Origin of the sequence: Conexibacter woesei Iso977N (assembly GCF_000424625.1) — a bacterium.
Lineage (GTDB): Bacteria > Actinomycetota > Thermoleophilia > Solirubrobacterales > Solirubrobacteraceae > Baekduia > Baekduia woesei_A.
Genome location: NZ_AUKG01000001.1, coordinates 1,966,150 through 1,987,899, shown reverse-complemented (window position 1 = coordinate 1,987,899; position 21,750 = coordinate 1,966,150). Strand labels below are relative to the sequence as shown.

The following is a 21,750-nucleotide window of genomic DNA, read 5'->3' as shown; positions in this document are numbered from 1 at the left end:
CACGGCCGACGCGGCCGGGCAGTGCCCGGCCGCGGTGGCTCGTCCGTCCGGACCGACGATCAGCGGCCAACGGTGACCCTCAGGGACTTCGAGGCGACGGCGACGTAGGGGTAGTCGACCTGCCCGGCGGCGATCAGCACGCGCAGGCGGTAGACGACGGTCCTGTTGCTGCGCGTGAAGCGGTAGGCGTAGGCGTAGCGGCCGTTCTTGTTGGTCTTGATCTGGGCGAACGGACGCCAGCGCTTGCCGTCCTTCCACTGGACCGCGAGGGTCACGCCGCGCTTCGGGACCGCCCCGCCCGACAACCCGCCGCGCAGCGTCACCGCCTGGCCGTTGTGCAGGTGCTTGTGATTGGCCTTGATCGAGATGCGGGCGTCGACGAGGACCCTGAGGGTCGCCGTGGCCCGGGCGATGACGTCGTCCGAGTACATGCGGTAGCCCACCGTGATCCCGCGCGATGCGCCCTTCGCCAGACGGATGGTCGCATGGCCGGCGCCGTCGGTCGTGACGTCGGAGGCGACCGTCGCCTGCGCACCGGTCCTGGTGGCGATCTCGAGCTTGGCATCGGCGATCGCCTTGCCGTTCGTGGTGCAGGTCAGCTCCAGCTGCGCCGTGGACGAGCGATCATGGCGCAGACGCACACGGTCGCCGGCGACGTGCTCGAAGCGCAGCGTCGCGCGATCGCCAGGGCAGGCGACCCCGGGCTCCTGGCCGGCCACACGGCCGATCAGGTTGTGCGCGGTCACACCGTTGTTGGTGATGTTGGTCGTGGCGGGCAGGCCTGGCAGGGTCAGTGCCCCGGTCGTGCCGTTGGACCCGTTCGAGCCGTTGGCGCCGTTGCTGCCGTTCGCGCCGTCGCTGGGCTTGTTGACCACGTCGCTCGCGCTCTTGGGCGCGACCACCTGGCCCGACGGAAGCGAGTACACCGTGACCGTCCCGGCCACGTTGCTCGCCGTGCTGCCGAGCCGCAGCGTGTGGCCGATGTCAGCGTCGGTGGGGATGTACGTCAGCTCGTTCGATCCCGGGATCTGGTCGCAGTGGTCGCTGCTTCCTCCGCAGCGGAACCAGGCGTGATCCAGGACCAGGTCCGGCCCCGTCCAGGAGCCGGCCGACGAGAACGTGATCGGCTGGCCGACACGCGGCGCCGCGTAGGAGTCGAAGCTCGGCTCCGTCTTGTCGATGCGCGGGAGCACGGTGTTGACCGGTGGGTGGTTGGCGACGAGCTTCGTCTCGGGCGCCAGGACGACGGCGGTGTTGCCCGCGGCGTCTTCGAGGGTGACCTTGATGGTGTGGTTGCCGTCGGCGAGCGTGGTCGTGTCGAGAGCGGCGGTTGCGGAAGCCGAGAGGAGGCACGGCACCCGGCGGGGATAGCCGCGCCCGCCGCTGCCGGTCTCGTCGGAGCAGTTGTCGTTGTTGGGGTCGATGAGGGTGATGTGGTCGACGCCGTTGTCGTAGATGTGGACGAAGCGGACTCCGCCGCCGACGTCGGTCGCCCGGAACGTCACGGGCGCGACGCCGGAGATCTTGGAGCCGGTGAGCGCACCGGCCGGCGAGCTGGACTCGGGCGGGTGCTCGTCGGTGAGCGCGACGTCGGTGTTGTCGAGCATGAAGTGCGCGTTGCCGCTGCCCCTGCAGGCGCCGGGGCCGCCGCACTGCAGCTTGGCGGTGAACGTCGACCCGCTCACGTTCGCGTGGAGCGGAGCGACATGGTCGCTCGCCGGGGCCTGGCCGAAAACGACATGGTTCGTGTCGGACGCGTAGATGTTCCAGTCGCCGCCCGTGAGTCCGGCGGCATGCTGCGTCCACGTGATCGCCGCGAGCGACGTGCCGGCCGGCGCCGTGAACGTGAAGCTCGTGTGTTCCACCGGGTAGAACGTCTGGCGCGTCACCCAGGCTCCGTCCAGGACCGATTCGTCCATGGACGCCGTCAGGTACCCATGACCGCCGCTGTCGGACGTCGCCGACCAGCCGTCGTTGCTCTTGACGCCGTAGTACTTGAGGCCCAGCACGCGGTACGTGCCGGCGTCGGCCACGGGCGCGGTGGCCAGCGCGAGGCCGGTCGTTGCGAGGATCGCCGCCGCGCTCGCGCGGAGCAACGACGACATGTCGGTCAGGTTCATGTTGGTGTCTTTCTTCGAGGTGATGTTCTAGGGGTTGGGCACGAACTCGCCGCCGGAGGCGTCGGTCGTGGAAGGCGGAGACGGCTTGGCCGACGCGGTGGCCGGCACGTTCCGGGCGGTGCGAGCCGCCGTGCGAGCGCGGGCCGACTCGCTCACAGCGACCTCGCGGCCGAGCGGTTTGAGCTCGACGTCGCGGTTCGACGCGGCCGGCGTGGAGCGGTGGAACGCAGCCGCGTGAGACCTCACGGCTGCGCTCCTCGTCATGTGACGCGATGGCGTCGTCACCACGACGCGGCGCCGTGGCAGGTTGATCGCGGGTGTCGTGGCGGTCGTCCTGGTCACGCGGCGCAGGGCCGCCGCCCGCGTCGGCGGCGACCCTGCGGCCCGTGCGGCGTGGTGGTCGGATTCGACGGCGACCGTGCCGCCGCCGACCGCCACCGCGCCGGCGGCGAGCAGGCCGGCAAGCTTCGCCCCGCCGACGCTCAGCCCGCCGGAGGCCGCGACAGCAGGTGCGCCGTCGGCCAGCCCGGCGACGCGGTCGAGCAACCCGGACAACTTGGCGGTCGCGCCGACGAGCCCGAGCGGCAGGACGGCACGCAGCGGCGGCGTGCTGTCGCGCAGGCTGCGCAACGTCGCCTGACATCCGGTGCAGTTGCGCAGGTGCGGGCGGACGTCGGCGAGCTGCGCCGCGGTCGCCTCGCCGTCGACGATCGCCGACAGCGTCGCCGCCCAGCGTTCGCACTCCTCCCCGCTCTCGATGCCTTCGTAGCGCTCGAGGAACGCCTTGCGGCCTTCGGCCAGGCAGCGGTTGACCTTGGTTCGCGAGAACCCGGTGAGCGCGCTGATCTCCTCGTAGGAGTGGCCGAGCGCCTTGAGCCAGAGGGCGCGCAGCTCCTGCGGCTTGAGGCGCTTGAGGGCCTCAGCGGCGCGGGTGGCGTGATCGGCGGACATCGCGCGCTCCTCGGGTGAGGACGCGTCGGAGGCGACGTTGTCGTAGTCGAAGTCGCCCGACGCGACCGCCTCGCCGCGCGTGCGGCGGACCTCCATCGCCTCGCGTTTGACCACGACCGTGAGCCACTTGTGGGCGGACTTCGGGTCGAGCGTCGGTGCCCGCCGCAGCAGGATCTCCATGCTGCGCTGGTAGGCGTCGTGAGCGTCGTCCGCACACAGGCTGTGGCGGTAGGCGACGCGCAGGAGCGCCTCGGCGTGGGTGGCGACGGTGGTCAAAACGAGTTCTTGTGCTTGTTGTTCTGTGAGCCGGGGGATGGCCGGCATGGCCTGCTCCATGTCCCGTCCTTGGGTGCGTGTGGTTCGTCTAGGGCGCGGCGGGCGGAAGTTCGCCCCCGGCATCGCCGAGGTGTGTCCGAGCGCCGACATGCGCCCATCGGTGAGCGCCGTGACGTATCGCTTCGGCGGCCGGAGAGCTGGAGAGGGAACACTGGTGTTTCCATCGATACGGCCCTTTGCGTGGTCACGCGACGGACGGCGGCACGTGCGATTCGTCACGTAGAAGGCCGCAAGTTCCGGAACTCTCGGGTACCAGAAAGGACTTCTTTGAGTAGTCGGACAGCGCTGTCCAGAGAGCGTCCAATTCCGTCCTGGGGAATGGGTACGCGCGGGTGCGTGTAATGACATCGGCCGGCCGCCAACCGGGCTTGTGACGTCGACTCTGGTCTCTCGGCGGCGAAATGCCGGCGCGATGTGACCAGCAGTGCGAGCGAGGCGGCGGCCGGCGGTGCGACGCTCAGGGACGAGGTGATGACGTGCTCGGAAGCGACGCGTTCGTCAGAGGTGAGGGAGCGTGGCGCTCAGACGCGTCGTGACGTCGTGCGAAGAGGCGGCCGCGCGAGAAGCATGCCTCTTCGAGGCGTGCGTGGCGAGATGCCTGGACGATGCGCGTCGGACGAAGAAGGCGACGCGGCGTTGTCAGACGGCCCGCAACACGGCGCTGCAGCCGTCAGAGAGACGAGCGAAGCGTGTCCTCAGAGGCGACGCGCAGGCAAGGCCAAACGTGGGCGACGCACCCAGTCGACCGGAGGCGAGAGCGTGATGCTCAGAGGCGACGCGCGCCGAGTCGACCGGAGGCGCGAGAGCGTGGCCCGCGGCGAGAGGTCAGACAGGCCGCCCCGCCCGGCCAGAGGCGCAGGGCGATGCTCGGACGCGGCGGCGCGATGAGGCGAGGAGCGGGCGGCGTGGTGTCGTGCCCGGAGGTGTAGCGGCGTTGCGCCGCGCAGGGCGTGCCTCAGCTGGTGCAGTTGCTGTGCGACGCGACGAGCGCTGCTGCGAGGGCGTCGCGGTTGAGGCGGGGGGTTTTGCTGGCTGTTGCGACGTTGGGTGCTGCTAGCGAGGACAGGATGGACTTGGTGCCCTGGTAGCCGCGCCAGGCGGTCTCGGTCGGCTTGAAGCCGAGGCGGGAGGTGAAGGTGGATGTGAAGGACGAGGGTGGCCCGGAACCGGTGACGGTGATCGCGGTTTGGTGGCCCGCCGGGAAGATGTCGGACCCCGCCGAGCAGGCTTCGGCCTTGAGCGCGTCGTCGCCGACGGACACGGTCGAGATGCCGGCTTCGTTGAGCAGCGTGATCGCGGGGCGGGCTGCTGCCGCGGGCGCGTTGGTCACGACCGCTGAGGCCTGGGTGTCCTTCAACGACGTCCGGGCGTTGTTCAACGCGTCGGCCTCGGCGCGGGTCGGGTCGTCGGAGACCTGGCGGCCCGCGTAGTTGATGCGGAACTTCCCGGCGTGGCCCTGCGCCTCGGCCAGCGCCAGCTTCACGCCCGCCGCGAGCTGGCGGTAGTCGGAGGCGGTGCCGCTCACCCAGAGCGACACCGTCGGCGCCGTCGTCCCCGATGCGGGCGCGGCCCTCGAGCCCGACGACCCGCAGGCTGACAGCGCCGCAGCGGAGCCGACTGCAGCAACAAGCAAGACCAACGCCTTCATCTACAGCCCCAGCGCCGTCGCGATCCCGTCGCGCTCGGCCTCGTCGACGACGGCGTCGGCCCCGGCCACGTAGCGCTCCTCGTCCACCGGCGCGGCCCAGTTGTAGAGCGCGAGGTCCAGCGTCTCGACCGGCACGCCGACCCCGTGCGCCAGCTCGCGCTGACGGCGCTGCAACAAGACGGGATCGCCGATCCCGAGGATCCGCTTCGCGGCCAGCGACACCGGGTCCATCGGCGTGGCGGCGCTCAGGTGCATCGTCCACGGATCCAGCTCGACCAGCCCGAGGTGGTGGTTGACCACCAACAACTCAACCCGCGACGGCCGCCCGAAGCCCGGCAGCCCCAGCCGCTCGAACGCGCGGTCGTAGCGGTGCTGCAGCGTCCACGTCTCCTCCCCCGCGAGCCCCACGATCTGCCCGCCGGACCGCTCGGCCCACGCGCGGTAGGCGACGAAGACCTCGGCGCCGCGCCTGGCGTCGTACCCCGACCGCGGCCCGAACTCCGCGCCGTCCAACGAGGGGTTCTCGCCCGAGGCCCAAGTCGTGCGACGCTCCATCACGGTCGCCCACGGGTTCTCCCCGCGCAGCGGCCCGAAGTACGTGATCAGGAACGACAGCCACGCCGCCTCCTCCCGGTCACCCTCGCGCTGGACGTCGCCGTACAGCCCCGGCGCCGCCTCGCTCAGCTCGCGCAGCCGCGCGGCGCTGAACGCCAGCTCGTCGGCCAGCCGCCCGGCGTCGGCCGACGCCCTCAGGCCCGGGACCAGATCGTGCTCGTAGCCGTCGTCCGGCGCACGCTGCACGCGCCGCACGGTCATCCCCGACGACACGGACTTGCGCGGCGCGCGGCCGCTGCCCCCGCTCCCCGCCGGCCTCGACGGACGCCGCGCCACCGACCGCGTCGGGGCGCTCACCCGCTCCTTCTTGGAGCAGATCGGGCAGTTCTCGACGAGCCGGTTGTGACGGCAGAAGGTGGGCACGGGTCCAGTCTAGGCGGCGAACGCAGGACGGGCGCCCCCGGAGGGACGCCCGTCAAGACGAACTTCAGATGCGAGCCGAAGCCCCTACGCGTGGCAGGTCGCCGACTGGCGCTTCTGCACGACCGTGTAGCCGAGGCGCTTCGTGTTGTCCGTGTTGATCAGCCCGGCGTCGAAGTCGTTCGAGTCCGGCGCGCCGTTGAACTGGTACACGTACAGGCGCTTGATCTGCGGGTACTTCTTGGGCATCGAGAACATGCACTTGAGCGCGGTCGCGGCCTTCTTCTCGGCCGTCGCCTCCGAGCCGCCGGCGAACACGCCGCGCAGCTTGAGCTGGCCACCGGTCTCGGTCAGCCAGATCTGCGCCCTCTTGTTCCCGATCGTCCTGATCAGGCGCGACGTGCGCGAGTAGGACCCGCGGTTGGTGTCGCTGTAGTTGTGGATGCCCCAGTAGGACGGCGTGCCCTTGACGTACCTCTTGAACTTCTTGAGGTAGGAGACCGCGCCGCCGACGTTGGAGCCGTCGAGGATGTCGATCGCCGTGACCTTGCGGCCCTTGAAGACCGAGCGCGCCGCCGAGTAGTACTGCGCGACCAGCTTCGGCCCCGTGGCGGACTTGCAGATCTTCGACGGCTGGCCCTCCTGCCGGCCGTTGGCCTGGCAGACGTTGACCTCGTTCCACGGCGTGATGTCGAACGAGCTGCCGTACTTCTTCTTGAAGGCCTTGAGCGCCTTCGTGTACGTGGACACGCTCGGCGCGACCTTGTACCTGCTGCCGTTGCGCGAGTGCTCGAACGAGATCAGGATCGTCTCGTGCGCCCTCTTGGCGGCCTTCAGCCAGGCCTCGAAGTTGGTCTTCTCGGTGCTCTCGCTCGTCACGTCGTACGGCGCGATGTAGCGGGCGACCTTCAGCCTCAGCGGCCTGAAGAGCGGGTTCGTGAACGTGCTGGCCTGCTGGTCGCTGACACCCACGGTCGCGGCGGCGGAGGCGCCGGCCGGCGCGGCGAGAGCCGCGGCGAGGGCGAGGACGGGCAGGACGGTGCGGAAGGGACGTCGCATCGGAATGCGGTGTGCTCCTTTGTCGGCGTCGGGAACGGAAGTCGATCGGCGGGACGCGCGTTCAGGGCGCGTCCTCAAGACCCAGACAACATAGCCGCCGCCGAAGTTGCGGTGCGCCTGTCCGCGCAACGCAGCTTGCGCCGAACGTCACGAACCCGCGCGCAGCCCTGCGATGAACAGCGTCGAGATGAAGTCGGTCGCGCGCTCGGGGTCGGGCTCCTGACCTTCCAGCATCCGCGCACCGATCTCGAACGCCGCCCCGACCATCGACGCCGCCATGTACTCGACGTCGTGCTCCGGGATCAGCCCCGCGCCGATGCCGGCCCGGAGGTCCTCGGCCAGCTCCTCGACGCCGGCGATCATCGTCGGCTCGTCGAACAGCGCCCGGATCGTCCCCGCGTTGCGCGACAGCAGCGCCGAGGTCCGGCGGTCCTCGAGCAGGAACGCGAAGTACGCGGCGAAGCCGTCGCGCACGAAAGCCTCCAGCGTCGTCCCGGACCGGCGCGCGGTCCGGACGCGCTCGCGCGCCTCCCCCGCCGTCTCGTCCATGAGGGCGGTCAGGACCGACTCCTTGTCCGGGAAGTAGTTGTAGAACGTGCCGGTCGCCAGGTCGGTGCGGCGGACGATGTCCCGGACCGACGCCGCGCCATAGCCGAGCTCGGCGAACACGTCGCGCGCGGCCTCCAGGATCGCGGCGCGGTTGGCCTGCTTGGTGGCCTCGCGCTTGCCGCGCGGCGCTGCGGGCAGGCTCGTCACGCGGCGACGACCCCGGAGCTCGCGGCGGTGGTGCGCGGCGCGTCGGCGACGCGGTGCGGGACCGGCAGCGCGTTGCCGCGCGCGGCCGCGCGCTCCGCCCCGGCGGCGCGCTCCTTGTCCAGGTCATGCAGGTAGTCGTCGAAGTCGACCTGGATCGTGTGGCGCTTGGACGCGACGTAGCGCTTGTGCATGTTCTTCTGGTCGGCGGCGATGTCGGCCCGCAGGTCGGTCCGCGACGGCAGCGCGTAGCGGCCCTCGAGGTAGGCGGCCAGCCACTCGGCCTGCGCCTCGGCCAGCGGCATGATCGCGCCGAGCGGCTGCAGCAGCCCGACGAACGCGAGGTCGTCGTACTGCGGGTGGAAGACGCGGCGGAACAGCTCGATGTGGTTCTCCGGCGCGTCGATGAAGTCGTCGGCGAAGAACGGGAACGTGATCTTGTAGCCCGTGCAGTAGACGACCACGTCGATCGGCGCGCGCGAGCCGTCGGTGAAGACCACGTCGCCGCCCTCCAAGGCCTTGATGTTGGGCTTGGGCGTGACGCGGCCGTGCTGGATGCGGTCCAGGATCCGGCCGGAGATCGTCGGGTGCGCCTCGCCGAACTGGTGGTCGGGCTTGGGGAGGCCGTACTTCGTGACGTCGCCGACGTTGAGCTGGATGATCTTGTGGATGATCTTCTGGCGGATCTTGAACGGGATGCGCGGGTCGTTCTTGAGCTGGTCGGTCGGGCGCCCGAAGATGTACTTGGGGATGATCCAGGCGCCGCGGCGCGCGGCCAGGAACGTGCTCCTGGCGACGTAGGAGGACTCGACCGCGATGTCCATCGCCGAGTTGCCCATGCCGAGGACGACGACGTTCTTGTCCTCGAAGATCGTGGAGTCGATGTACGCGTGCGCGTGGATCTGCGTACCGGTGAAGGTGTCTGAGCCCGGGAACGCCGGCTCGGGCATCCGCGGGTTCCAGTGGTGGCCGTTGGCGACGAGGACGACGTCGTAGTCGCGGGTGACGCCGTCGTCGGTCGTGACCGTGTAGCCGCCGCCGTCATGGCGGACAACTTGGTCGACCTTCGTGTTGAAGATGATGTGGTCGCGGAAGCCGAAGTGGTCGACGTAGTCGTCGAAGTACGACGCGATCTGGGTGTGGTGCGGGTAGTCCGGGTAGTCGGCCGGCATCGGGAAGTCCGAGTAGGCCATGCGGTCGCGCGACGTGTTGATGTGGAGGTCGCGGTAGGCCGCCGACATGCCGTTGCGGTTCTTGAACACCCAGTTGCCGCCGACGCGGTCCGAGGCCTCGATGCAGTCGAACGGGATGCCGTGCTGGTGCAGCGCCTTGGCGACGGCGATGCCGGACGAGCCGGCGCCGATGAGGCAGACGGTGGGAAGCTCGGAGGCGGACATGTGGCGGAGCCTCCCAGAACGTGACGGGGGCGTCAAGTTTCGCTTGACGGGGTGTCAGTCAGGCGCCATGCCGGAGCTTCGCGTGGACCTCGCTCGCCGCCCGCTCCCCCGCGCGGACCGCGCCGTCCATGTAGCCGAGCCAGTAGTCGGAGGTCTCGGTGCCCGCGAAGTGGATCCGGCCGACCGGCGTGCGCAGCGCGGCGCCGTGCTTCTGCAGGACGCCCGGCGCGAAGTGGCCGACCGGGCAGCCGCGCGTCCACCTCTCGGTCGTCCAGTCCTTCTCGATGTACTCGAGCGGCGTGCGGGCGCGCTCGTCGCCGAGCAGGCGGACGAAGTCGTCGAGGACCTGGGCGCGGCGGGTCGCCGGGTCCAGCGCCGCCCACTGGTTGTGCAGCTTGCCGCCGATGAACGAGAAGTACACGCCGACGCCGCCGTCGGGCGGCGAGTTGTCCCACGGCACCCGGGCCAGGCCGGTGTCGCTGACGCCCTGGCCGGAGAGGCCGGCGTCGCGCCAGAACGGCTTGTCGTAGACGGCCTCGACCTTGGTGAGGCTACCCGGCGTCATGGCCTTCAACAACGTGCGCTTGGCGGTCGGCAGGCCGGGCGCGTAGGCGATCTTCGACGCCAGGACCGGCGGAACCGCGACGATCACGCGCTTGGCGGTGATGATGATGTTGTTGGTCGTGGTGACCGTGACGGCGTTGTCATGGTCCTTGATCTTCGCGACCGGGGACTCGAGGTGGATGTGGTCGGCGAGCTGCTTGGCGACGGCCTGCGCGACCACGACCGAGCCGCCGACGATCCGGCTCTCCTGCGCTCCGCCGCCGGTCGCGATCAGCCGCAGGAACGCGCCGGGCGTCCTGGCGTTGCCGGCCGCGGCGACGTACTGCAACACGTACAGGAACGACATCTCGTCGGCGTCGGCGCCCCAGATCGACTCGAAGATCGCGTCGGCGACCGCGTTGGCGGTCGGGGTCAAGTTGAAGGGCTTGAGGTAGTCGGCGAACGTGATCGCGTCGTACTGCCGGGCCTTCGCGTGCTTCCACGGGGTCAGCGGGCCGACATCGGCGGCCAGCTTGTCGACCCCGGTCAGCACCTGCAGCAGCTTCTGGACCTCCGGGTCGTCGGGGATGCCCACCGACGCCGGGTACAGCGTGCGAGTGCCCCGGACCGCGAACGCCGACTGGCCGCTGTTGTACACCTTGAACGTCGGGATCCTCATCGCCTTGGCGAGCGCAAGGATCCGGTCCTGGGTCGGGCCGACGAACTCGCCGCCGACCTCGGTGATGTACCTGCCGCCGTCGATCGAGGCGTTGCGGGTGCGGCCGCCGACGACGTCGCGCGCCTCGACGATCGCGACGCTGTGGCCCGCGGCGTGCAGCTGGCGGGCGGCGGCGAGGCCGGAGAACCCGGCCCCGACGACGACCACGTCGGCCTTCAGCCGCCTGGCCCTGCGCGACGCGGCTGACGCGCTGCGCGGGAGCGCGGTGGCGCTCGCGCCGAGGGCGGCCGCCGCCCCGGTCTGCAGGAGGCGCCGGCGGGTCAGGGTCGCGTGGGACATCACGCGACCCTAACGCCGGTCCGGGCCTGCGTCGAGGGGCTACTTCTTGGTGGTCTTGACGACCGCGGCCTTCGAGGCGGTCGTCTGCTGGCCGGCCTTGTTGACCGCGACGAGCTTGACCTCGTAGTGCTTGCCGGCCTTCAGGCCCGACAGGGTCGCCTTGCCGGTCTTCTTGTTGATCTTGACCGTGACGGCCTTGAACGTGCCGGTGCCGGCGACGCGGACGTAGACGCGGATCGTCGCGCCCTTCGGGGCCTTGGGCAGCGTCAGCGTGGCGCCGTGGGCGGTCACGCCGGCGACCTTCGCGGCCTTCGGCGCGGCGACCGGCTTGCCGTCGACGAGCCAGTTGTTCTTGATGCCGTCCTTGTCGGGGTCGGCGACGGGCTTGGGCGCGGCGACGGGCGTCGCGACCGGCGCGGGCGCCGGGGCCGGAGCGGGCGTCACGACCGGGGCCGGGGCCACGACGACCGGCGGGACCGGGAAGCGCTGGGCGTCGGCCATCGTCGTGACGATGCCGTTGTGGTCGGCGTCGGGCGAGCAGCCGTCGGCGCTGAAGTCGCTGGCGAAGACGACCTTGGCGTCGAACGACGCCGGCAGGTCGGCGGCCGGGATCTTCCAGGTGAAGCCCGAGCCATCGTCGGAGAAGGTGGGATCCGGGACGTCGGTCAGCATGGTCGCGTCGGAGCTGGTGAGCGTCTGGCAGTCGGCCGTGCTGCCGGTGACCTTCGCGGCGCCGAAGCCGCCGTGGCCCATCGAGGCGGCGACGGTCGTGGTGCCGGAGCCGGCCGGCGCGATCAGGAGCGCGTTGCCGTCGGCGCTGCCCCAGTCGCCGCCCGGGGCGACGGTGAAGGTGACGACGTCGCCGCTCTGGCTGATCGTCAGCGGGGTGGTCGTGACCGCCGCGGAGGCGGCGGGAACCGCGACGGCCAGCGTCGCGAGCGCCGCGGCGAACGCGACGGGGGTCTTGCGGGACATGAAGAGAAGAGCTCCCTGCTCTGGAAGGCGGATTGGTCCTACCTCCAGGTGGTCGGCATGCGCCACAACTATCTGCAGGCGGGGTGTCAGAACACCCGGTGGGCACGTCGCGGATCGGTGCGCCGGGCTCACCGACGCCGGTGGCGAGACGTCGCGCGACCAGAAGCGACGGGACGCGTCTGCGGAGACTGCGAGGCTCGGCGTGCCAGGCTCGACCACGGATTGGTTGCGAGGCGTCGCGCGCCGCAACTCCCGCCGACCGCCCCAGCGACGGTGGCGCGACCAGAGACGACGAGGCGCGTCTGCCGAGTGGCGTCGAACGAGCGACGCGCCCCGGAGGGCGCGTCGGTGGTTCAGTCTTCTTCGGCGGTCACGCCGCCGTCCGCGTGGGACGGTGGTCCTTCCGGCCCCTCGTCGGCGGGTGAGATGTTGCCGGCGAGGATCGGCTCGCGCTGAGTGGCGCCGAGCTCGTGGAGGTAGCGGTCCGCCATGCGGGCGGCTTGGCGGCCTTCGTTGATCGCCCAGACGATCAGGGACTGGCCGCGGCGGGCGTCGCCGGCGGCGAAGACGCCGTGCACGCTGGTCGCGTAGGTGGAGGCCTTGATGTTGCCGCGCGGATCGAGATCCAGCCCGAACTGCTCGACGATGCCCTCGTGCTCGGGATGCAGGAAGCCCATGGCCAGCAACACCAGGTCGGCCTGCATCTCGCCGCCCGTGCCCTCGACCGGGCCGAACGGCGGCGCCGCCTCGGCCTGCGCGTAGTGCAGCGCGCTGACGTTGCCGTCCTCGCCCGCGAAGTGCGTCGTCACGATCGAGAAGTCCTGCTCGCCCTTGCCGATCGCGGTCGCCTCCTCCATCGCGTACGACAACCGGAACTTCTGCGGCCACAGCGGCCACGGGGTCCGGTCGTCGGGACGATGCACGGGCGGCTCGGGCAGCAGCTCCAGCTGCGTGACGCTCAAAGCGCCCTCGCGGATCGAGTGCCCGACGCAGTCGGCGCCGGTGTCGCCGCCGCCGATGACGATGACGTGCTTGCCCGCCGCCGTGATCTCCCGCGCCTCGGGCGCGGGCACGGTCGGCTCCGGGCCCTCGGCGGCCGCGATCGCGCGGTTGCGCACGTAGAGGTACTCCATCGCGGAGTGGATCCCGTCGAGCTCGCGGCCCGGGACCGGCAGGTCGCGCGGCACGCGGGGGCCGATCGTCAGGACGACCGCGTCGAACTCGGCACGCAGCTCCTCGGCGGTGACGTCGCGGCCGACGTCGACGCCGCAGCGGATCTCGACGCCCTCGCCGCGCAGCTGCTCCAGCCGGCGCTCGATGACCCACTTCTCGATCTTGAAGTCCGGGACGCCGAAGCGCACCAACCCACCGGCGGCCTCGTCCCGCTCGAACAGCACCACGCGGTGCCCGGCACGGCGCAGCTGCTGCGCGGCGGCCATGCCCGCGGGACCGGCGCCGACGACGGCAGCCGAAAGCCCCGTCTCGACCGACGGCGGCTGCGGCACGACCCAGCCCTCGTCCCACGCGCGGTTGACGATCGAGTTCTCGATCTGCTTGATCGTCACCGCGTCGCCCTCGCGGATCTCCAGCACGCACGCGGCCTCGCACGGCGCCGGGCACAGACGACCCGTGAACTCCGGGAAGTTGTTCGTCGCGTGCAGCTGCTTGATCGCGTCCGGCCAGCGGTCGCGGTAGACGAGGTCGTTCCAGTCCGGGATCAGGTTCCCGAGCGGGCACCCGTTGTGGCAGAACGGCACGCCGCACTCCATGCAGCGCGCGCCCTGGCCCGACAGCTCCTCGTCGGACCTCTGGACCACGAACTCCTTGAAGTCGCCGACGCGCTCGGCCGCATCCCGGTACGGGACGTTCGAGCGGTCGATCTTCAGGAACCCTCCGAGCTCACCCATGGCTAGGCGGCCACTCCTTCGGTCGTCTGAGCCGGCGCGGCGGCCTGCTCGGCCAGCACGCGCTTGTAGTCGGCCGGGAACACCTTCACGAACTTGGCCCGCGCGGCGTCCCAGTCGTCGAGCAGCTCGGCGGCGACCGTCGAGCCGGTCCGGGACCGGTGCTCCTCGATCAGGGCGCGCACGTCGGCGGCATCCTGATCGGTCAGGTCCTCCAGCTGGTCCAACATGGTGGGGTTGACGCGCGAGCGGAACCGGCCGTCGGCGTCCAGCACGTAGGCGAACCCGCCGGACATGCCCGCCGCGAAGTTGCGCCCGGTCTCACCGAGGACGACGACGCGCCCGCCGGTCATGTACTCGCAGCCGTGGTCGCCGACGCCCTCGATGACAGCCGAAGCGCCCGAGTTGCGGACCGCGAAGCGCTCGCCCGCCAGGCCGCGGAAGAACGCGCGCCCGCTCGTGGCGCCGTAGAGCACCGTGTTGCCGACGATGACGTTGTCGCGCGCGTCGAACGTGACGCCCGCGGGCGGGGTGACGACGACGGTGCCGCCGGACAGGCCCTTGCCCGTGTAGTCGTTGGCGTCGCCGTGCAGCGTGAACGTCACGCCCGGCGCGAGCCAGCCGCCGAACGACTGCCCCGCCGAGCCGGTGAACTCGACGTCGACCGACCTGCCGGCCAGCCCGTCGCGCCCGTGCAGCTCGGCGATCCGCGACGACAGCATGCCACCGACGCAGCGGTTGACGTTGCGGACCGGGACCGAGATCGACACGTGCTCGTCGCCGCCCTCGACGACCGGCCGCGCCTTCTCCAGCAGGATGTGGTCGAGCGCGTCGTCCAGGACCGGCGGCGGCGCCTGCGTGCGGTGCCGCGGCTTGTCGGCGTCGACGTCGCGCGGGAACGTGAGCAGGTGCGTGAGGTCGATCCCGCGCGCCTTCCAGTGGTCGATCGCCTCGTCGGCCTCCAGCAGGTCGACGCGGCCGATCAGGTCCTCCATCTTGGCGATGCCGAGCGACGCCATGATCGCGCGCAGCTCCTCCGCCACGAAGAAGAAGAAGTTGACGACGTGCTCCGGCGTGCCCTGGAAGCGCTTGCGCAGCTCCGGGTCCTGCGTCGCGATGCCCACCGGACAGGTGTTCAGGTGGCAGGCGCGCATCATGATGCAGCCCGTCGCGATCAGCGGCGCGGTCGAGAAGCCGAACTCGTCGGCGCCCAGCAGCGCGGCGATCGCCACGTCGCGGCCGGTCTTCAGCTGGCCGTCGGTCTGGACGACGATGCGCGAGCGCAGGTCGTTCTTCAGCAGCGTCTGCTGGGTCTCGGCCAGGCCGATCTCCCACGGCGCGCCGGCGCTCACGATCGACGACAGCGGCGACGCGCCGGTGCCCCCGTCGTGGCCCGCGATGACCACGTGGTCGGCGTTGGCCTTCGCCACGCCCGCGGCCACCGTGCCGACGCCGACCTCGGACACGAGCTTGACCGACACCTGCGCGCGCGGGTTCGCGCAGCGCAGGTCGTAGATCAGCTGCTTGAGGTCCTCGATCGAGTAGATGTCGTGGTGCGGCGGCGGCGAGATCAGGCCCACGCCCGGCGTGGTGTGCCGGACCGACCCGATGTACGCGTCGACCTTGTGGCCGGGCAGCTGGCCGCCCTCGCCGGGCTTCGCGCCCTGCGCCATCTTGATCTGCAGCTGGTCGGCGTTGACCAGGTAGTGGATCGTCACGCCGAACCGGCCGGACGCCACCTGCTTGATCGCCGAGCGGCGCAGGTCGCCGTTCTCGTCGGCCGTGAAGCGCCGCGGGTCCTCCCCGCCCTCGCCGGTGTTGGACCGGCCGCCGAGGCGGTTCATCGCGATCGCGAGGTTCTCGTGGGCCTCGGTGGAGATCGAGCCGAGCGACATCGCGCCGGTCGCGAAGCGCTTGACGATCTCCTTGGCCGGCTCGACGTCCTCGATCGGGATCGCGGTCGCGCCGTCGGTCCGGATGTTCAGCAGCCCGCGCAGCGTCGCCTTGCGCGCCGCGTGCTCGTTGACCATCCGCGAGTACTCGTCGTACTTGTCCTGCGCCGAGCCGTTCGTGTCCCGGACCGCGTGCTGCAGCGCCGCGATCGTCTCCGGGTTCCACATGTGGTGCTCGCCGTCGCGGCGCCACGCGTAGACGCCACCGACCGGCAGGAGCTCGGCACCGGTGTCCGGCCGCCCGTAGCCGCGCTCGTGGCGGTCCAGCGCCTCCTGGGCCAGCGTCTCCAGGCCGACGCCGCCGATGCGCGACGCGGTCCCGCAGAAGTGGCGGTCGATCAGCGGCTTCTCGAGACCCACCGCTTCGAAGATCTGCGCGCCGCAGTAGGACTGGATCGTCGAGATCCCCATCTTGGAGATCGTCTTGAGCAGACCCCTGCCGAGCCCCTTGACGACGAGCTCCTCGGCCTTGTCGGCGTCGTCGATGCCGGGCACGCGGCCCTCGGCCACGAGCTGGTCGACCGTCTCGAACATGACGTAGGGGTTGATCGCCGACGCGCCGTAGCCGATCAGCGTCGCGAAGTGATGCACCTCACGCGGCTCGCCGGACTCCAGGACCAGGCCGGTCTGCAGGCGCGTGCCGAGGCGGACCAGGTGGTGGTGGACGGCGGCGACCGCCAGCAGCGACGGGATCGCCACGCGGCGCTTGCCGATGCCGCGATCGCTCAGGATCAGGACGTTGATCCCCTGCGCGACGGCGTCGTGCGCCTCGTCGCAGATCTCCGCCAGGCGCGCGTGCAGCCCCTCGGGACCGTCCTGCACCGCCCACGTGATGTCGATCGTGTGCGCCTTGAACCACGGGTGCTCCAGCGAGCGCAGCGTCTCCAGCTCGCCGTTGCGCAGGATCGGCTGGCGCATGACCAGCTGGCGCGCGTGCTCGGGCGACTCGTCGAGCAGGTTCTTCTCGGCGCCGACGCCGGTCCCCAGCGACATGACGATCGACTCGCGGATCGGGTCGATCGGCGGGTTGGTGACCTGCGCGAACAGCTGCTTGAAGTACGAGAACAGCGCCGGGCGCTGGTCGCTGAGGACCGCGAGGGCGTTGTCGTTGCCCATCGAGCCCAGCGGCTCCTCGCCCCTGGCGGCCATCGGCGCCATCAGGACGCGCAGGTCCTCCTGCGAGTAGCCGAACGCCAGCTGCAGGTCCTGCAGCGGCTGGGCGAGCTTGAGGCCCTCGCGCGGCGGGAGGTCGTCGAAGCGCACGACGCTCTCCTCGAACCAGCGGCCGTACGGCTGCTGGGTGGCGACCTGCTCCTTGACCTCGGCGTCGTCGACGATGCGACCGGCCTCGAGGTCGACCAGGAACAGCTTGCCCGGCGCCAGGCGGCCGAGGCGGACGACCTCCTCGGGCTTGAGCGGCAGCATGCCGGTCTCGGAGCCGAGCATGACGTAGCCGTCCTTGGTCTCGGCCCAGCGGCCGGGGCGCAGGCCGTTGCGGTCGAGCGTCGCGCCGACGACCGTGCCGTCGGTGAAGCACACCGACGCCGGCCCGTCCCACGGCTCCATCAGGCAGGAGTGGAACGCGTAGAAGCCCTTGAGGTGGTCCGGGAGGTCGTCGCGGTCGGCGTAGGCCTCCGGGATCATCATCATCGCCGCGTGCGGCAGCGAGCGGCCCGCGAGCATCAGCAGCTCGAGGACGTTGTCGAACGTCGCGGAGTCCGACCCGCCGGGGCGCACGATCGGCAGGACCTTCTGGAGGTCGAGGCCGAACAGGTCGGACGCGAGCTGCGACTCACGCGCGCGCATCCAGTTCGCGTTGCCCATCAGCGTGTTGATCTCGCCGTTGTGGGCGATGACGCGGAACGGGTGCGCGAGGTCCCAGCTCGGGAACGTGTTGGTCGAGAAGCGCGAGTGCACGAGCGCCAGCGCGGAGCCGAACGACGCGTCCTTGAGGTCTGGGTAGAAGTCCCGCAGCTGGTGCGAGATCAACATCCCCTTGTACACGCACGTGCGCGAGGAGAAGCTCGGGGCGTAGAAGTCCGGGCCGGCCGCCAGCTCGACGATCCGGCGGATCACGTACAGCTTGCGCTCGAACGTGTCCTGGTCCTCGGTGAAGCCCGCGCCCGCGCCGATGAACAGCTGGCGGATGTGGGGGCGCGACTGGCCGGCGGTGTCGCCGACGTGGTCGAGGTCGACCGGGACGTCGCGCCAGCCGAGGAGGTCCTGGCCCTCGATGCGGACGTTGAGCTCGAGCAGCTCCTCGATCTTCCGGCGCTGCGCGGCGTCGCGCGGCAGGAAGCAGACGCCGACGCCGTACTGGCCGGCGGGCGGCAGGTCGAAGTCGACGGTCTTGCGGAAGAACGCGTCGGGGACCTGGGTCAGGATGCCCGCGCCGTCGCCCGTGCGGACGTCGGCGCCTTCGGCACCGCGGTGCTCGAGGTTGTCGAGGGCGGTCAGCGCGCGGGTGATGACGCCGTGGTCGGGCTGGTTGTCCAGCCTGGCGACCATGGCGACGCCGCAGGCGTCGTGCTCGTTCTTGGGGTCGTACAGGCCGTCGGCCTGAGGCAAAGCGGAGATCGTCATGAGGTGTCCCGTGGCGGCCCGGGGGCACGTGAGAAGAAGCGGCAGAGTAGCAAGCGCACTCCAGATTGGACAGGCGTACGTGATCGCATACAGCCTCAGCGGACCATGCCGCCTGGCCTTATCAGACGGTGACGTTCGTCTGCGTGCAAACCGGAAATCGGCGTGTTCGTTGTACGGCGTTTGCAGCCAGAAGGCCGGGGCATACCGACTGTCGCGGGACGTGATGCTCCCGCCGATATCGCGTCACGGAGAGCGCCGGACCCTGCCCCGGCGCGATGCGATGACCTCCCCCACACGCGTCGGGCCGTCCCTTTGAGACGGCTCGACGTGCTTAAGCCGCCCGACAGGGCCGCGCCGAGCCCGTCCCGAAGGCCTCCGCACCAACCAATATGCTCACCGTCGCACTGCGCCTTCCAAGGGGGTCGCGCGAAGTGCGCATAGTCCGACCACCGGCCGGGCATATGCCAGCCGATGAGAACCCCGGGGCTGGGATGCCTCGGCATGACCGCCACCAGGAGCCCGTGACGCCCGACTTCGAGCTGACACTGCCGGCACGCGCCGAGAACGTTGCCGTGGTCCGGCATGCCTTCGGCGGTCTCGGCGACGCCCTTGACGTCCCCGACCACGCGCTGGCGGACGTCAAGCTGGCCGTGACTGAGGCCTGCACCAACGTCGTGGTGCATGCGTACCCGGACAGCGACGGTCCCATGAGCGTGACCGCCCGCCTGACCGACGGCGCGCTGACCGTCGTGGTCTCCGACGAGGGCCGCGGGATCCTCCCGCGGCCGGACTCGCCGGGCCTCGGCCTCGGCCTGCCGCTGATCGCCACGCTCGCCTCCTCCCTGGAGCTGGGCACCAACGACCGCGAGGAGACCGAGGTCCGCATGACCTTCGAGCTGGATCGCGCACCGGAGGCCGCCGCCTGATGCCCGAGACGCCCGTCGTCAACGAGGCCACGCTGACCGTCCGCCGGCCCGAGCTGCTCGGGCCGGTCCTGGGCCGCGTCGTCGGGATGCTCGCCGCGCGCGCGCAGTGCCCGATCGACCGCCTCGACGACGCGCTGCTGCTGACCGACGCGGTCGCCGCGCACGCGCCCGGCCACACCGCCAACGGCGAGGTGACCGTCCACGTCCACGCCGAGCCCGAGGGCCTGTCGCTGCGCGTCGGGCCGCTGCCCGCCGCCGGCGGCGACGCGCTCGTCCAGGCCGCCTCGCTGCCGGGCGTCGGCAACGTCTTCGAGCGCGTGGCGTCGGACGTGCGGACCGACGGCAACGAGCTGCTGCTCCGCCTCGCCTTCCGCGAGTGACCGAGCTTCTTCAACGAGATTCGCAACACTGAGGAACGAGATGCCACCCGAATTCGCTTTGACCCAGGACTCCGTCGACACCGCCACGCAGGTCGTGGCCGTCCGCGGCGAGATCGACCTGTTCACCGCGCCGGAGCTGAAGACGGCCCTCGGCGAGGCGATCGAGGGCGGCAAGTCCCGGCTCGTGGTGGACCTCGGCGAGACGACGTTCCTGGACTCGACCGCGCTGGGCGTCCTGATCGGCACGGTCAAGCGCCTGCGCTCGCGCGACGGCCGGCTGACCATCGTCAACGTCGACCAGAACATCGCCAAGACGTTCGAGATCACCGGCCTGGACCAGATCTTCACGATCCGCGGCTCGCGCGAGGACGCGCTGGCCGCCCTGGACGAGGAAGAGGCCTCGGCGTAAGCCGAGGCCCCGTCCCTCCGTCCTTCTTCGGAACCTCTTCTCGCGCCGCCGGCTAGCTCGCGGCGCGCGCGGTCTGCAGCGCGGCGAGCTCGCGCTCGACCAACGCGGCGTGCTCGGCCTCGTCCTCACGCGCCTTGCGCGGGGACCAGCGGCCGGTCATCAGCAGCGCCGCCGGGACCAGGCAGAGCTGGCCGGCGAAGCAGATCCACCACCAGGTCTGCCACTGGCCGGGGTTGTCGGCCTGGGCCTTCTGGACCCTCGCGCCGTTGGCGGCCAGGAACGCGATGTCGGCCCTCGGCATCCTGGCGACCGACTGCAGCGCGGCGACCGCCTGGACCGGGGTCATCCCCGCCCTCACCAGCTCGCCGACGGCCTTGGCGCCCGCGGCCCTGTCGCCGGTCCCGGCCGCGGTCAGCGTGGCCGGGTCGACCGTGTTGAGCACCGTCACCTGCGTCGGGTACTGCGCGACGATCTCCTGGACCTTGGCGCCCTTGTCCACCAACGTGGTCGTCGCCGGGACGACGACCGGCAGCAGCGCGAAGCTGACCGTCACGACGATCCGCAGGATCCAGCCCCAGACGGCCAGGCCGGTCGCGGTCGCCGCCGGGTTGACCTTCTCCACCGTCTCGGTGAACGCGGCCATCCAGCACACGTAGGCGGTGCCGCCGCCGACCGCGCCGAGCACGAAGACCCACGCGAACGTGTGGTAGCTCGTGTTGGGCCTGGTCGCGCTGCTGGCGAAGATCGCCGCGGCGATCAGGCTGAGCACGGTGCCGGCCGCCAGGATCGGCTTGCGCACGCGCAGGCGGTCGGAGGTGAAGCCCGCGACGAGCAGGCCGAGCGCGTTGGCGATCCAGTACCAGTTGGCCAAGTTGTTGGCCTTGGCCTCGGTGTAGCCGAAGACGGTCGAGAAGTAGACCACCAGGAACGCGACGAAGATGTAGTACAAGAGCAGGAACACGCTGACGGCCAGTGCCGGCAGGACGATGTCGGCCCGCGCCATCTGGCGCCAGAGGTTCTGGGTCAGCTTCTCGGGCGCGATCCCCTGCGCACGGGCCTCGATCAGCGCCCGGTCCTGCATCGACACCATCAACTGGTCGCGCAGCCGTGGCGACAGCTCCCGCAACCCGATCGCGGCGATCGCGAAGACGACCAGGCCGACGATCCCGGCGACGCGGAACTGGAACTGCCAGTCGGTGTGCGTGTCCAGCGTGTGGCTGGAGACCTCGGTGACCAGCAGCGAGCCGAGCACCGGGCCCATCGTCCAGAACGCCATCGCGCTCGCGCGGCCGATCTGCGGGGAGAAGTCGCGGATCAGCGCGGGCGTCGCGACCAAGGCCATGCCCTCGACGATCGAGACCAGCGCGAAGAACACCGTGTACTCGGCCTTGCTGCTCGCGTTGGGGAGCGCGAAGAGCGTCAGCAGGCCGGTCAGCAGCAGGCCGCCGACGACGAGGTTCGCGCGGCCCCAGCGATCGGCGAGGCCGGCGCCCAGCGAGGCGAACGCGCCCACCAGGTTGCCGATCACCAGCACGAACACGAACTGCGTGAACGTGAAGCCGAAGTCCTGGATGATCTTCGTGGCGACCGAGCCCTGGACGTAGAGCTCGTAGTACAGGACGACGGTCGCGGCGACCGTGATCCCCAGGTACAAGGTCCGGTGCGCGGTGTCCGGGTAGTGCGCCAGCTGCCGGTTCCAGATGCTGCGGCGTGGCTCGGCCACACCCGCGGAGCCCCCTGCGATGGTGCTCATCCGCTTAGCTCTCCTCCGTATTCGCGTTCGCGAACGGCAGGCGCCGCTCGCGCGACCCACATCGACCC

The 21,750-nt window shown here is 70.8% G+C and carries 15 protein-coding genes; 3 read left to right on the top strand and 12 right to left on the bottom strand.

The window, feature by feature from the left end; all coding sequences use genetic code 11:
- Window positions 1–59: 59 nt before the first annotated feature.
- The 11 genes from H030_RS0109750 to gltB form a co-directional block, all read right to left on the bottom strand.
- Window positions 60–2,120: a hypothetical protein gene (locus H030_RS0109750; RefSeq protein WP_027005980.1), complete on the bottom strand. Its 2,061-nt coding sequence runs from the start codon at window positions 2,118–2,120 to the stop codon at window positions 60–62.
- Window positions 2,121–2,147: 27 nt separating this feature from the next.
- Complete coding sequence (locus H030_RS0109745) at window positions 2,148–3,395, bottom strand: sigma-70 family RNA polymerase sigma factor (RefSeq protein WP_196809063.1); 1,248 nt, start codon at window positions 3,393–3,395, stop codon at window positions 2,148–2,150.
- A 967-nt stretch (window positions 3,396–4,362) separates the two neighbouring features.
- Window positions 4,363–4,932 (bottom strand): hypothetical protein, encoded by a 570-nt coding sequence (locus H030_RS0109740; protein ID WP_027005978.1) that lies wholly within the window; start codon window positions 4,930–4,932, stop codon window positions 4,363–4,365.
- A gap of 123 nt (window positions 4,933–5,055) precedes the next feature.
- Entirely contained in the window at window positions 5,056–6,033 is a 978-nt protein-coding gene (locus tag H030_RS0109730) for a hypothetical protein (protein WP_155891948.1), read from the bottom strand.
- 84 nt (window positions 6,034–6,117) lie between these two features.
- Complete coding sequence (locus H030_RS0109720; protein ID WP_027005975.1) at window positions 6,118–7,089, bottom strand: hypothetical protein; 972 nt, start codon at window positions 7,087–7,089, stop codon at window positions 6,118–6,120.
- Between the two features lie 147 nt (window positions 7,090–7,236).
- Window positions 7,237–7,845 (bottom strand): TetR/AcrR family transcriptional regulator, encoded by a 609-nt coding sequence (locus H030_RS0109715; protein WP_027005974.1) that lies wholly within the window; start codon window positions 7,843–7,845, stop codon window positions 7,237–7,239.
- Window positions 7,842–9,239 carry a flavin-containing monooxygenase gene (locus H030_RS0109710; RefSeq protein ID WP_027005973.1) on the bottom strand — a complete coding sequence of 466 codons (1,398 nt, stop codon included), beginning with the start codon at window positions 9,237–9,239 and terminating at the stop codon, window positions 7,842–7,844. Before H030_RS0109710 ends, H030_RS0109715 begins: the two co-directional genes overlap by 4 nt.
- A gap of 58 nt (window positions 9,240–9,297) precedes the next feature.
- Entirely contained in the window at window positions 9,298–10,800 is a 1,503-nt protein-coding gene (locus tag H030_RS0109705; RefSeq protein ID WP_027005972.1) for a flavin monoamine oxidase family protein, read from the bottom strand.
- Window positions 10,801–10,839: 39 nt separating this feature from the next.
- Window positions 10,840–11,775: a fibronectin type III domain-containing protein gene (locus tag H030_RS0109700; RefSeq protein WP_027005971.1), complete on the bottom strand. Its 936-nt coding sequence runs from the start codon at window positions 11,773–11,775 to the stop codon at window positions 10,840–10,842.
- A 353-nt stretch (window positions 11,776–12,128) separates the two neighbouring features.
- Complete coding sequence (locus tag H030_RS30835) at window positions 12,129–13,682, bottom strand: glutamate synthase subunit beta (protein WP_051222220.1); 1,554 nt, start codon at window positions 13,680–13,682, stop codon at window positions 12,129–12,131.
- A 2-nt stretch (window positions 13,683–13,684) separates the two neighbouring features.
- A complete protein-coding gene (gene gltB / locus H030_RS0109690) occupies window positions 13,685–18,214 on the bottom strand; it encodes a glutamate synthase large subunit (RefSeq protein ID WP_027005970.1) in 4,530 nt (1,509 codons plus the stop codon).
- Window positions 18,215–18,705: 491 nt separating this feature from the next.
- Between gltB and H030_RS30830 the strand changes: the two genes are divergently transcribed.
- From H030_RS30830 to H030_RS0109675, 3 genes are read left to right on the top strand one after another with little or no spacing between them, the layout of a single operon-like run.
- Window positions 18,706–19,140, top strand: coding sequence for an ATP-binding protein (locus tag H030_RS30830; protein WP_196809062.1), 435 nt, complete (start codon window positions 18,706–18,708; stop codon window positions 19,138–19,140).
- Window positions 19,140–19,520 (top strand): hypothetical protein, encoded by a 381-nt coding sequence (locus tag H030_RS0109680; protein ID WP_027005969.1) that lies wholly within the window; start codon window positions 19,140–19,142, stop codon window positions 19,518–19,520. Before H030_RS30830 ends, H030_RS0109680 begins: the two co-directional genes overlap by 1 nt.
- A 40-nt stretch (window positions 19,521–19,560) precedes the next feature.
- Entirely contained in the window at window positions 19,561–19,929 is a 369-nt protein-coding gene (locus H030_RS0109675) for an STAS domain-containing protein (protein WP_051222216.1), read from the top strand.
- A gap of 52 nt (window positions 19,930–19,981) precedes the next feature.
- Here H030_RS0109675 and H030_RS0109670 read toward each other — a convergent pair whose 3' ends face one another.
- Complete coding sequence (locus H030_RS0109670) at window positions 19,982–21,682, bottom strand: MFS transporter (RefSeq protein ID WP_027005967.1); 1,701 nt, start codon at window positions 21,680–21,682, stop codon at window positions 19,982–19,984.
- Window positions 21,683–21,750: the final 68 nt, after the last annotated feature.